At 43.4% G+C, this 13284-nt stretch carries 15 protein-coding genes; 13 read left to right on the top strand and 2 right to left on the bottom strand.

Annotated elements, in window-relative coordinates; translation table 11 throughout:
* Positions 1-37: 37 nt before the first annotated feature.
* The 13 genes from RDS42_RS06510 (at position 38) to RDS42_RS06455 (ending at position 11589) form a co-directional block, all read left to right on the top strand.
* Positions 38-763, top strand: coding sequence for a GntR family transcriptional regulator (locus tag RDS42_RS06510; protein WP_308782923.1), 726 nt, complete (start codon positions 38-40; stop codon positions 761-763).
* 295 nt (positions 764-1058) lie between these two features.
* Positions 1059-1472: a GntR family transcriptional regulator gene (locus RDS42_RS14865; protein ID WP_331602867.1), complete on the top strand. Its 414-nt coding sequence runs from the start codon at positions 1059-1061 to the stop codon at positions 1470-1472.
* Positions 1373-1783, top strand: a complete 411-nt coding sequence (locus tag RDS42_RS14860) for a UTRA domain-containing protein (protein WP_331602865.1) — start codon at positions 1373-1375, stop codon at positions 1781-1783. The genes RDS42_RS14865 and RDS42_RS14860 overlap by 100 nt, the downstream gene beginning before the upstream one ends.
* 47 nt (positions 1784-1830) lie before the next feature.
* Positions 1831-3024, top strand: a complete 1194-nt coding sequence (locus RDS42_RS06500; RefSeq protein ID WP_308782921.1) for a BMP family ABC transporter substrate-binding protein — start codon at positions 1831-1833, stop codon at positions 3022-3024.
* Positions 3025-3054: 30 nt separating this feature from the next.
* Positions 3055-4605, top strand: a complete 1551-nt coding sequence (locus tag RDS42_RS06495) for an ABC transporter ATP-binding protein (protein WP_308782920.1) — start codon at positions 3055-3057, stop codon at positions 4603-4605.
* Entirely contained in the window at positions 4602-5666 is a 1065-nt protein-coding gene (locus tag RDS42_RS06490; RefSeq protein WP_308782919.1) for an ABC transporter permease, read from the top strand. Before RDS42_RS06495 ends, RDS42_RS06490 begins: the two co-directional genes overlap by 4 nt.
* A complete protein-coding gene (locus RDS42_RS06485; RefSeq protein WP_331602862.1) occupies positions 5663-6580 on the top strand; it encodes an ABC transporter permease in 918 nt (305 codons plus the stop codon). Before RDS42_RS06490 ends, RDS42_RS06485 begins: the two co-directional genes overlap by 4 nt.
* Before the next feature lie 12 nt (positions 6581-6592).
* Complete coding sequence (locus tag RDS42_RS06480) at positions 6593-7159, top strand: isochorismatase family cysteine hydrolase (RefSeq protein ID WP_308782918.1); 567 nt, start codon at positions 6593-6595, stop codon at positions 7157-7159.
* A gap of 10 nt (positions 7160-7169) precedes the next feature.
* On the top strand, positions 7170-8108 hold the full coding sequence (locus RDS42_RS06475) for a PfkB family carbohydrate kinase (protein WP_308782917.1): 939 nt from the start codon (positions 7170-7172) through the stop codon (positions 8106-8108).
* A 9-nt stretch (positions 8109-8117) separates the two neighbouring features.
* Positions 8118-8873 (top strand): nucleoside phosphorylase, encoded by a 756-nt coding sequence (locus RDS42_RS06470; RefSeq protein WP_308782916.1) that lies wholly within the window; start codon positions 8118-8120, stop codon positions 8871-8873.
* Between the two features lie 26 nt (positions 8874-8899).
* A complete protein-coding gene (locus RDS42_RS06465; RefSeq protein ID WP_308782915.1) occupies positions 8900-9691 on the top strand; it encodes a BtpA/SgcQ family protein in 792 nt (263 codons plus the stop codon).
* 24 nt (positions 9692-9715) lie between these two features.
* Positions 9716-10864: an iron-containing alcohol dehydrogenase gene (locus tag RDS42_RS06460; protein ID WP_308782914.1), complete on the top strand. Its 1149-nt coding sequence runs from the start codon at positions 9716-9718 to the stop codon at positions 10862-10864.
* Between the two features lie 5 nt (positions 10865-10869).
* Positions 10870-11589: a tryptophan synthase subunit alpha gene (locus RDS42_RS06455; RefSeq protein WP_308782913.1), complete on the top strand. Its 720-nt coding sequence runs from the start codon at positions 10870-10872 to the stop codon at positions 11587-11589.
* A gap of 329 nt (positions 11590-11918) precedes the next feature.
* On the opposite strand, the gene RDS42_RS06450 is transcribed toward RDS42_RS06455, so the two are convergent.
* Both RDS42_RS06450 and RDS42_RS06445 read right to left on the bottom strand, forming a co-directional pair.
* Complete coding sequence (locus RDS42_RS06450) at positions 11919-12506, bottom strand: ABC transporter permease (protein ID WP_308782912.1); 588 nt, start codon at positions 12504-12506, stop codon at positions 11919-11921.
* Positions 12503-13282: a ribonuclease III gene (locus RDS42_RS06445; protein WP_308782911.1), complete on the bottom strand. Its 780-nt coding sequence runs from the start codon at positions 13280-13282 to the stop codon at positions 12503-12505. Before RDS42_RS06445 ends, RDS42_RS06450 begins: the two co-directional genes overlap by 4 nt.
* Between the last annotated feature and the right edge of the window lie 2 nt (positions 13283-13284).

Below are 13284 nucleotides of genomic sequence, written 5' to 3'. Positions count from 1 at the left end.
TTTTTTATTGACCGACCAGGGAAAGAAGGGAAAGCAAATGGATGAAAGAGCACCAAAATATTATATATTAAAAAAAACACTGGAGGAAAGGATTGAAAACGATGAATTTCCTGCGGATCAGCCGATTCCCAGTGAACGTGAACTGATGGAAACTTATCAGGTCAGCAGAATCACAGTCCGTAAAGCAATCGATGAATTAGTAAATGAGGGATTTTTATATAAGATCCAGGGAAAAGGGACATATGTCAAAACAGATGAACGCAGCAGCAATCTGTTTGCTATAACCAGCTGTACGGAGGATGTAATACGGATGGGAATGACACCGTCAAAAAAAGTGGTAGTGGAAGAACTTGTTTACGCCAACAGCAAACATGCAAAGGCTTTGGAAATTACCCGGGATGAAAAAGTATATATGCTGGGGCGTATTCTTTATGCAGATCAGGAACCACTGAATTATACGCTGACTTTCCTTCCGGAAAAGCTGTTTCCAGGACTGTCTTCACATTCTTTTGACAGGGAATCTCTGTATCAGGTTCTTCAGAAAGAGTATGGTGTAAGGATCACAACCGCCAGGAGAACGATAGAGGCAATCCTTGCCCGGGATGATGTAGCAGAATATCTGGATCTGGAGGAGGGATCTCCAATTATCTTATTCCGGTGTATCACTTATGGAATCATAAATGGAAAAGAAATTCCAATTGAGACATTTAAGTGTTATTACCGTACAGACAAGTTTAAATTTTATATTGACCAGGTGAGATAAGAAAACTGCAGTTTTCCACATTTATATATGTTGGAGACTGCAGTATTTTTGTTCATCGGGAAAGTAATACATTATGTGCGAGCTTTCCTGATAAATGAAAAAAATTTGCGAGAATACGGATCGATGCATGTATAATAGGACTGATTTGGCGTTTTGCATAAAAATATAACAATGAATTTAGGTGATATATCCAAATCGCATAAAACCTATTGACTTTTTTGAAGAAAGGTGTATGATATAAATATCAACTGGTTATGACGACATGATAACATATCGATATGATAAGGAGGGAGAGATGGAAGCAAAAGTTCCGAAATATTATTCGCTGAAAAGAGATCTGGTTAAAAAGATTGAGATGGGTGATTATCAGGAAGATATGCCAATCTTAAGTGAACGTGAATTAATGGAGACCTACCAGGTCAGCAGAATTACAGTAAGACGGGCAATTGATGAACTGGTGAATGAGGGATATCTGTACAAGATTCAGGGAAAAGGGACTTATATCAAGGGAGATACTTCAAATCAGGATTTATTTTCTATTTCCAGCTGTACAGAGGATGTTCTGAGATTAGGAAAGAGACCTGGACGGCGGGTTTGCAGGCAGAAAGTATGGCAGCAGACGGTAAACGGGCAAATGCACTGCAAATTGCAAAAGGAGATCCGGTATTCTGCCTGGGGCGCGTTACTCTGGCAGATGAGGAACCTTTAAATTATACTCGCACGTATCTTCCGGAGAAGCTGTTTCCCGGTATTGGCAGATATGATTTTGCACAAACTTCCCTGTACAGGATTCTGGAACAGGAATATGGAGTAAAGATCACTACAGCCAGAAGAACCATAGAAGCAGTGCTGGCAAAAGATGAGATTGCTGAATATCTGGAACTGGAAGAGGGAATGCCGCTGATTTTGTTCGGGTGCGTGACATACGGAAGTGTAAATGGAAAAGAAGAACCCATTGAGACATTTAAGAGCTATTACAGAACAGATCAGTTTAAATTTTATATCGATCAGGTGAAATGATGTTATCAGGTGTCTGACACAGAGGAAAGAAAAGGAGGACAAAAGAAATGAAAAAAAGTTGGATGAAAAAAGTTGGCGTTATGCTGGCAGGAGTAATAGCTGTCGGAAGTCTCACTGCATGCGGCGGAGGAGAAAAGAAGGCGGACGGTGATTCTGCATCAAGTGATATTTCCATCGCAGTTATCTGTTCTTCCGCAGGACAGAATGATAACGGCTACAACCAGTCTGCTGTAGACGGAGCCAAAAAGGCAGCGGAAGAGCTGGGAGTTGAATACAAAGTAGTTGAGCCTACCAACGGTGTTCCCCAGGCTCTGGAATCTCTGGCAGAGGACGGCTATGATGTGATCTTTAACCTTGAGTATGATTTTGAAGCGCTGATTTCAGGAACCGGCGGAGCAAAACCGATTGCAGAAATGTACCCGGATACCACTTTTGTCTGTGTAAACGACAATCCAAACCAGGATGAGAACGGAGAAGTAATTCATGAGAACGTGATCAGTGCACTGTTCGATGTGCATCAGGCATCTTATGTAGCCGGAGCTCTCAGTGTTCTGGTAAATGAAAACGCCGAAACTCTGTTTGGAACTGACGGATATAAATTTACTGCTCCTGATAATGGTGGAAGAGCGCTGGGATTCATCGGCGGAACAAACTCCAATGGTATCACAGTATTCTCTTACGGATTTATCGAAGGTATGAACCATGCAGCTGAAGAACTGGGTGTAAATTATGACTATTATGCAAAATATGATGCCGGTTTTGCAGATTCTGCAACCGGAAGTACGGTAGCTGGTACCTATTACAACCAGGGCGCAAACATTATTTTCTCTGTAGCAGGTTCTGTAGGAGACGGTGTTGCGGCAAAAGCAAAAGAAGATGGCAAGATGATGGTTCATGTGGATGCAAACAAAGATGCACAGCAGCCGGGACATATTCTTACCAGTGTTCTGAAAAATACAGAAGTTCCTGTATTTGAAATTACAAAAGCAGCTGTAGAAGGAAAAATCGGCGAAATGGAAAGAGTACAGAGCTATACTCTGGCATCCGGCGCGGCATCTATTACAGATCTTGCTGAGATCAGCAAATATGTACAGGACAGCGGAAAAGAAAAATGGGAAGAGATCAAAACTTATGTTGCAGATCTGGAAAAACAGATCGGCGATGGAAGCATTACTGTTACAAACGCACAGGCAGGAGAAGAATTTGATCCGTCCACATGTAAGAACGTAACTCTGAAATAAGTATTCTGTTACATTATGAGGAACAAAACCATGAGTAGTATGATACAAGCCATTGATTTGACAAAAAAATTCGGGGATTTTACTGCCAATGATCATATCAATCTGGATGTAAAAGAAAAAGAGATCAAATGTATCGTTGGTGAAAACGGAGCTGGAAAATCCACCCTGATGAATATGTTATATGGTCTGTTACAGCCTACCAGCGGAAAGATCCTGATTCGCGGCAAAGAAGTGACCATGAACAGTCCTGTCGATGCCATTGCAAACGGAATCGGTATGGTGCATCAGCATTTTAAGCTGGTGCCCAGCCTTACCGTTTATGAAAACATTCTGCTGGGAACTGAGATCAATGTAAAAAAAGGAAGTTTCCGTACCCCTATTGTAGACCAGAAAGAAGAAATAAAAAGAGTGGAAGCCCTGATTAAAGAAAATCACTTTGAGCTGAATCCACTTGACAAAATTGAAGATATTTCCGTAGGCGGACGTCAGCGTGTGGAAATCCTGAAGATGCTTTATCGTAATGTAGATATTCTTATTCTGGATGAGCCTACAGCCGTGCTGACTCCTCAGGAAGTAGATGAGCTGATGGTAACTCTGAAGAATCTGAAAGAACAGGGAAAAACGATCATTGTAATCACTCATAAGCTGCGTGAGGTAATGGAACTGGCAGACAGTATTACAGTTATCAAACATGGAAAAGTAATTGGAAATGTTTTGAAAAAAGACACCAGTGAAAAGGAACTGGCGCAGATGATGGTAGGACGCGACGTAGTCCTGACAGTGGACAATGCCCGTGAAAAGGCTGTAGGAAAGGATGTAGTCTTCGGTGTTTCTAATCTGACAACAGTCAATGATTATGGTAAGGAAGTCGTTTCTAATATTTCTTTCCAGGTACATAAAGGAGAGATTCTGGGAATTGCAGGTGTAGAAGGAAACGGACAGTCTGAGCTTGTGAAGCTGATGACAGGACTGATGGAATCCACAAAGGGAACCATGGAACTGGATGGTCAGGACGTTACCAACTGGTGGCCGAAAAAACTTCGAGAAGCAGGAATGGGAATTGTTCCCGAAGACCGTTATGCACAGGGACTGTGCCGTGATATGAGTATTGCGGATAACTGTATTGCAGGTTATCACGGTGATAAGGATATCTGTACCAGAGGACTTTACAACAACAAAAAGATAAAAGAAAAACGGGATCAGTTTGTAGAAGAGTTTGATATCCGTATTGGTGATATTGACGGTAATATTTCCAGTCTTTCCGGCGGAAATGCTCAGAAGGTCATCATTGCCCGTGAGCTTTCTGCGAAGCCGAAACTCTTGATCGCCTGTCAGCCTACCCGTGGAGTGGATATCGGATCTATTGAATTTATCCACAAGCAGATTTTGAAATTCAGGGATCAGGGAAATGCGGTTATTCTTGTATCCAGTGAATTATCTGAGATTTTAAGCCTGTCCGACCGTGTGATCGTTATGTACAAAGGACAGATCTCCGGTGAGATCTGCCCGAAGGAAGTATCCACGGCAGCCATTGGTCTTCTGATGGCAGGTATTTCCAGCGAGGAGGGTGAGAACGCATGAAAAAGGATGGAAAGCTGACAAAAACAATATTAAACTCCATTCTGCCGGTGATTCTGGCTTTTGTCCTGGGTGGTTTCATTATTCTGGCAATTGGGGAAAATCCGCTGGAAACATACGGGATCCTGATTCGGAAATCCCTGTTTACAGCAAAAGGTTTTATGAATACGCTGCATTATGCCTCTCCTTTGATCCTTACAGGTCTGGCTATTGCAATTACCTTTAAAGCAAATATTTACAACATGGGTGTAGAAGGACAGATGCTCCTGGGCGGTTTCTTTGCAGGAATCGCAGGCGCTTATCTTCCTAATATGAATTCTGTTCTTCACAAACTGATCTGCTTTGCAGTGGCAATCGTCTGTGGTATGGTATTTGCTCTGATTCCGGCTCTTTTAAAAGTAAAGTGCCGTGTAAATGAAATGGTAGTAACTCTGATGCTGAACTACGCAATGATCAAGGCGCTTGAGTTTATGACAACAGGTGTATTCCGAGATCTGAGCGCAGGCTATGTGGCGACTCCTACCATTCAGGAAAGCGCGATGTTCAGCCGTATCGGAACTTCCCGTATTACGTTGTTTACAGTGATCGTTCTGGTGATCCTGGTGGTTATGTACTTTGTGATGAAGAAGTCAAAACTGGGCTATGAGATCACAGCTATTGGAAAAAATCCGGAATTTGCAGAAGCAACCGGTATGAATGTAGGCAGAAAGATCGTTATCATGATGCTTATCAGCGGCGCTCTGGCAGGTATTGCAGGAGCTGGCTGGATGTGCAGTGAGCAGTTTAAATACACCTTAAGCTTTTCCGCTAACCCGGGACTGGGATGGGACGGTATGCTGATCGCTCTTCTGGGTGGACATTCTCCGGTAGGAATCTTTATTGCGGCTATTTTCTATGCGGCTCTGAAAACCGGAAGTGACAATATCAACATGTATACCAGCGTTCCAAAAGAAATCGTAGCCATCATCCAGGGTATGATCATTCTGTTCCTGGCTGTAAAATTCATCAGTGATAATACCAGGTTGTTTGACCGGTTCAAAAAAGTGAAGAAGGAGGCGGCATGATGGAATTATTAGGTAATATTTTATATGACACCGTTTATCACAGCGCGCCTATTATTCTCTGCGTGATCGGCGGTATGTTTGCATACAAGGCAAATGTTTTGAACATTGCATTGGAAGGTATGATGTTAAACGGAGCATTCGTATCTGTTCTGACTGCTTACCTGACAAATAATATCTGGATCGCCATTTTGGCAGCCATTGTAACCACACTGCTGTGGGGACTGGTATTCTCCTATCTGGGAATTACCTGCAAGGGAAATGTAATTGTTATCGGTCTTGGTATCAACCTGATCGTTCCTGCGATTGCCAAGTTTATTCTGAAAATGATGGAACTTGCCAATATCAACTTAAGCGGTGTAAACGTTGCAGACTTTAAGATCAATATTCCGATCATAGAGGACATCCCTTTACTGGGGAATATTTTAAGCGGACATCCGCCAATTACATACCTGGCATTTCTGGGAATTGCATTTTTCGCAGTTCTGATGTATAAAACACGTTTTGGCATCTATGTAAGAGTCGTAGGAGAAAATGAAGATTCCGCAATCAGCCTTGGTATCAAAACCAAACGCTATAAATATGCAGCAGTTCTTATCGGAGCTTTCTGCTGTGCGCTGGCAGGAATCGACCTGTCACTGGAGCGTCTGGCTATGTTTACCAATGATATGACTGCCGGACGAGGATTTATCGCAATCGCAGCTATCTACTGCGGTCAGGGGCGTCCCGTGGCTTCCGCACTGTATGCGATCCTGTTCGGTGTGGCCCGTTCTCTGTCTGTAAACTTAAGTGTTTTTGCAGGTCCGGCAGCCGGATTATTCGATACCATTCCATATATCATTATGGTAACTGTACTGGCAGTTGTATCTCATGTGAAGTTCCGCAATGTAAAGGTGAGAGGCTTCAAGATGGAGTAACAGGAGGATGTTATGGCAAAGACAGCATTAATTATTGTAGATATGGTTCGGGATTTTACAGATCCGGAAGGACTTGTTTATTATCCCCAGAATCGTGAAATTCTTCCGAATATCCGTAAGGTCCTGGATAAATGCAGGGAAAAAGATGTTCTGACAGTGTTTATGCAGCATACGAACCGTAAAGGGAAATTTGACCGTAAAGCAGCGGCAATGAGACCAAACTGTATCGAAGGAACCTTCGGAACAGAGATCGATCCCATGCTTCCTGTAGATGAGGAAAAAGATTATGTGATACAGAAACGCAGATACAGCGGCTTCTTTGGAACAGATCTGGATCTGGTACTTCGGGAAAATGATGTCCGCAATGTGATCATCGTGGGAACAAAGACAAACTGCTGTATCCGGGCTACAGTAACAGATGCCTTTTATCTGGATTACGAGCCCTATGTAGTCCGCGAATGTGTGGCAACAAATTCTGATGTGGTAAATGAAGTTCACCTTACCGATATTGACAAATATCTGGGACATGTGGTGGATATGGAAACTCTGTTTGAGATGCTGGACGAGGGACAGCTTTGAGGAGGGGAAAATGAGACAGATTGATGTATTAACAAGTGGCTATGTGAGCATGGATCATATTATTAAAATTGCGTCTCCGGCGAAGGTGGGATTTACTTCTCTGGTGACAAATAAATCCAATGCCCGTATTTTCTACGGAGGCTGTTCCGTAAATATTTCCTATGCCCTTTCAAAACTGGGTATGGTATCTCTTCCGGTTCTTCGCGTAGGCGGAGACTGGGAGGAAAACGGATTCCGCGCCTTCCTGGAGGAAGGAGGCGTTCCGCTGGATGGAATCACGGTTCTTCCGGAAGAGGCAACTTCTGTATGCTATCTTTTACAGGACAACAATAACGATCATATTACTGTATTTTATCCCGGAGCTATGGATGGTAAATATGCTGCTCCTATGAATGAAGAGCTGTTTCAGGGAACCCGTCTGGGAGTGATTACCGTAGCGCCGGAAAAAGATAACCGTGAGTTTTTCAGCAAATGCAGAGAAAACAATGTTCCGGTAGTATTTGGAATGAAAGATGATTTCGATGCGTTTCCGGAAGAGTTCCTGAAGGAACTGCTTACCGGAAGCAAGATTATCTTCACCAACGAGGTGGAGCGTGAGATCATTGAAAAGATTTATGGATTCTCCGATATTACAGAGCTTTTTGGTATTGGAGAAGCAGACATTATTGTTACTACTCTGGGTAAAGATGGAAGCATCTGCTATATTCGTGAGGAAAATGGAATCCGCCAGGAGAGAATCGGTATCTGCCCCGTTGAGCAGGTAGTGGATGCCACAGGCTCAGGAGACGCTTATATGGCAGGCTTCATGTATGGATATCTGAACGGATATAAGCCGGAACAGTGCTGTAAGCTGGGAGGAACTCTTTCTTCTTTTGTCCTTCAGGCAGAAGGATGCTGTACCAATGTACCGGATAAAGAAGCACTGCTGAAAAAATTTGCAGAGTTTTAGGAGGTAAATATGACTACATTATATATGGGTGCGGATAAGGAAACCATTGCAAAATATGTGTTATTCTCTGGAGATCCCTGGAGAGTAGAAGTGGTAAAACAGTATTTGGATGAGCCGAAAAAAGTGGCTTTTATGCGTGAGTTCAATACCTATACTGGAAAGTATAAAGGTGTGGATATCACTGTTACATCTACCGGAATCGGCGCTCCGTCAGCAGCTATCGCTATGGAAGAAATGTACGAGGCCGGAATGGAAGTGGCAGTTCGTATGGGAACTGTAATGTCCATGCAGGATGATATGCTGGGACACTTTATGATCCCTGTGGCAGCTATGCGCCGGGAAGGAACCAGCCAGGCTTATGTGGATCTCAGCTATCCGGCTGTAGCAGATATCGATCTGGTAAATACCATGAATGAGACAGTAACCGCTATGGGAAAAAGATACCTGAACGGCTTAAACTGTACTATGGACGGATTCTACAGCCATATGCATGATTCCAGATTCTCCTTGGAATGGGGACGGGACATGTCAAAAACATTTGAGGAAGTAAAGAAGCTGGGTGTGACCGGCATTGATATGGAATCTTCCTGTATAATGACACTGGGACGTCTGATGGGTGTAAAAACCTGTATTCTGACACTGGTAACAGTGCTTGAAAACCTGAAGGAAACATTAAAAGGCCAGGAGAGAAAGGATGCAGAGGATCTTCTTTGCAGAACCGCTCTGGAAGGCATTTATAATTATCATATGAAACAGCAGAAATAAGATTATTATTTTGAGGAGGTCTTACTATGAGCAGAGAAATATTTACAGTGGGATCCCAGACAGTAATCGGTATGGTTCACTGCCTGCCACTTCCCACTACAGCAGGATTTGACGGAGATTATCAGAAGATTCTGGATCATGCAGTGCAGGATGCCAAAATTCTGGAGGCAGCCGGAGTGGATGCGGTAATCGTGGAGAATATGGGTGATACACCATTTTCCGCATTACTTAACAAGACTCAGGTAGCGGCTCTGGCAGCAGCCACCATGCAGGTGAAAAATGCAGTAAACATTCCTGTTGGCGTGGATGCAGCTTTTAACGACTGCGAAGCTAATCTGGCCATTGCGGCTATTACCGGAGCATCTTTTATCCGCGTACCTGTATTTGTAGATACTGTAGTATTTACAGACGGAATCATCAATCCATGTGCGAAAAAATGCATGGAAATGAGAAAAGCGCTTGGAAAAGAGGATATCAAGATCCTGCCAGACGTACAGGTAAAACATGCGCACATGCTTCTTCCATATATTTCCATTGAGCAGTCTGCAAAAGAGGCAGCAGAGAATGGGGCAGACGGAATCATTGTTACCGGTACTCAGATCGGTGAGGAAACACCGATCGATCTGATCCAGAGAGTGAAAAAGGTAGTAAAAGTTCCTGTATATGCCGGAAGTGGTGTAAAAGCCGGAAATATTAAGGAACAGCTGCAGATTGCAGACGGAGCGATTATCGGTTCCAGTTTAAAAGAGGGCGGTATTCTCAGCAACCCGATTTCTTACGATCTGGTAAAAGAAGTATTAGATGGATTAAACGCTTAAAAAAGAGAAAAGGAGAAAAAAGCTATGATGAGACCAATGAAACTGGCAGGAAGCGAGCTGATGTTCGGAGAAGGATGCCTGGAGTATATCAAAACAATTAAAGCAAAAAGAGTAAGTATTGTTATCGGTGGTAAAAGCATGGAGCGCAGCGGTATGCTGGCAAAAGTAGAAGGCTATTTCCACGAAGCAGGAGCAGAAACTATGGTAATTTCCGGAGTTGAGCCGGATCCGTCTTTCCAGACTGTAATGCGCGGCGCTTCCGAGATGATGACTTTCCAGCCGGATCTGATCGTAGGACTGGGCGGCGGTTCCGCTATGGACGCAGCAAAAACTATGTGGATCTTCTATGAGCATCCGGAACTGAAGAAAATGGAAGATATCCTTCCTCCAAATGAATTCCCGAAACTCCGTGCAAAAGCAAGATTCTGCTGTATCCCATCCACAAGTGGAACAGCCAGTGAAGTATCCCGTTCTGTAGTTATTTCTGACAATGAGACAGGTATGAAACACGGTCTTGGAAACATGGAAATGATGCCGGATATTGCAATCTGTGATCCGGAAGTAACAGCTTCCATGCCGGCTAAGATTACAGCAGAGACAGGAATGGATGCACTGACTCATGCACTGGAGGCTCTGGCAAGCAACCGTGCAAACTACGTTTCTGATATTCTGGCAACTCAGGCAGCTCTTGATATCATGGAGACTCTGCCGAAGGCATACGAAAACGGACAGGACATGAAAGCAAGAGAGATCATGGTTCAGGCTTCTATGGTAGCAGGTATGGCATTTACTAACGTATCTCTGGGAATCGTACACTCCATGGCACATACCATCGGCGGATTCTTCCATGTAGCTCATGGTCTGGCTGACGCGATCTTACTGCCGTATATCATCGACTTTAACTCTGCAGATGAGACAGCAGCTGCTGTTTATGCAGGAATCGCAGAAAAAGCAGGCGTAAAAGAACTTGGCGCAGCAGTAAAAGAACTGAATAAGACACTGAACATTCCTGAGACTTTCAAGGATGTTATTGCAGACGAAGAAAAATATATGGGAATGTTAGACGAGCTTGCAAAAGTGGCTCTGGCAGACGGATGTACCAAGACAAACCCGATCATTCCTACACTGGATCAGCTGAAAGAACTTTTTGTAAAAGCATATAAAGGAGAATAATCATTATGGAGATCATTTGCTATTTATCAAACGGATACCCTACAATCGAATCAAGTTATCAGATGGCTATTGAATACGCAGATGCAGGCTGTAAAATGATGGAGGTTGATTTCCCGTCTCACGATCCATACCTGGAAAGCGAGTACATTGCAGGCCGTATGGCGAAAGCTCTGGAGGCCTGTGACGATTATGAGAAATATATGGACTCTATCGTAGCGATCAAAAAGAGACTGCCGGATGTAAAAATCCTGGTTCTGGCTTATGAGAACACAGTAGAAGAGATCGGAACAGAGAAATTTATTAAATTCTGTCTGGACAATGACTGCAAAGATATCCTGCTGGTTGGCTTAAAAGACGATACCATCAAGAATCAGATCATCGCTGCAGGTCTTAAGGTATCCTGCTATGTACAGTTCCATATGCCGGAAGAAGAAATCGCTCTGGCAAAAGAGTCCAACGGTTTCGTATATCTGCAGGCAAAACCATACGCAGATCAGGAGAAGAACGAGAAATATCCTACACTGAAAGACTGCGTAGACTATCTTCGTGAGTGCGGAATCGATCGTCCTATTTACTGTGGCGTAGGCGTTCATGCACCGGAAGATGTAAAGATGGTGAAGGAAGCAGGCGGAGATGCAGCTTTCGTTGGAAGTACGATCTTAAAACTTCATGAAGACATACCGGCTATGAAAGAGAAAATTAGAGAATTTAAAGCTCAGTGCTAAGAGTATAAAGACAACAAAGGCGCAGGATCCTGGGGAAAACTCCAGGGTCCTGCGTCTTTGTCTGCTGGGAATGAGTGTAATTGCTCATGGGTTATTTCAAGAGAATGTTGTTATTTTGACAAAAATAGTTTGAAGAAGTTTTGATTAAAATCGTGAAAGAAATTATTGAAGCTGCAAGTTCTTGTCTAAGATCACCGTTCCGTCCTCAGCAGGCTTACATGGTTCTGTTCAGGCATTTACGATTGCAACATCCCGTTTCCTGACCGTCTTTGGAAAGTTCCCCATAATTGTTTTATGTATGAACAAGGTATATCCTATATAAATGGCGATTATGCTCCTAGCAGCGTCATGACCACATAGAGTACAATCAGCAGGAGTGCAAGGCACATTGCACAGAAAACGGCAATTGTCGTTTTGACCCTGTTCCGCTCCTTCAATGTCAGAACCATCATTGCAAGTACATCAAAGGAAAAGAAGAACTGGCAGATTCCAGCTAAAATCGCCAACCATTTCGGATGTACGCCGTCTTTGCATGACTTTATCAGATAAGCGATAGCATAGGGAGCTGCCCCTAATAGAATCCCGTATCCTAAAATCAAAAAAACAATGGTTACCAGTCCAAACAACGCCATCAGCGGCAACGGGAAGAATACCATCACCGTTACATATACGGTGATACTCCCTCCGATCAGGTAGAACGGGATCAGTCCATACTTGATGATCAAAGTGCAGTTCAGCAATGTTTTTCTCGACCACTTTCTTCCTACAGTCAGCACAACAATCAAATTGACGATCCCCATGATAAAGGGCAGAAGGATGGATAATATCTGCAATGTGATCGCATTGCCAAAACAGACTGCCAAAAGGAAGAAGGTATAAGACACAATTACATAGAGTACCGGCAGGATATAAGTCATTTAACAGCCTCCTTTCTGCGCCGGATCAACCAGAGAATCAGCCAGATCAGGCAGACCGGGAACGAAAACAGGCTCAAAATAAAAAGTCCAGCTCCAAATGATCCGAGGATTGAATCCCCGGCGGCTATATTGCTGATGATTCCGAACAGTGCCAGACCAAAGCTGAAAGAGAGCCAGCAAAAGAAAGCATATTTACTCTCTTTGGCATTTGCAGGTACTCTCGATTCACCTTTTTTATTTACAAGCTGGTTTTTTAGCTGTTCACTTAGAAGTCGTTCCTGTTCTTCTAACTCGGTGTCCCCGATTGCCCTTGCATAATCTCCCCGAAGCAGGTGATACCCAATTTGATCCTGTGTGTGTTTGGTTCGATGCCAAAATTGCTCCAAAGTTTCTTCTGCCTCTGTCCAGCGCTTTTGCTCCAGCAGAGCGGAGAACCAGTTCGCTGTAATGATATTTTTGGAATTTTTGCTGAATGCCCAGGGACGCCAGCGATCCAATCCCTGTTTCAATTTCTCAAGATTGTGATCGCTTTGATACGCCACCACATAGGGGTTTAGTTTCTTTGTCAGCCAGCGTTCATATTTGCAATATGCGAAAAAGCATAGAGCCAGCAGTGCAAGGAACACTACAACAGCAATCCACATAGTCTCGTAAGAAAAAAAGTGATCATAAATCAGGCACGCAGCTCCGGAGAGAGCCGCAATGCTGAAAGTTGGCCATGGATTTCTCATAATAGTAATATCTCCAATCATCTGTTTGAATAAAGATTCCGATATGG

It is taken from the genome of uncultured Blautia sp., assembly GCF_902497045.1.
Taxonomy (GTDB): domain Bacteria; phylum Bacillota; class Clostridia; order Lachnospirales; family Lachnospiraceae; genus Blautia_A.
This window is presented reverse-complemented; position numbering and strand designations above follow the sequence as displayed.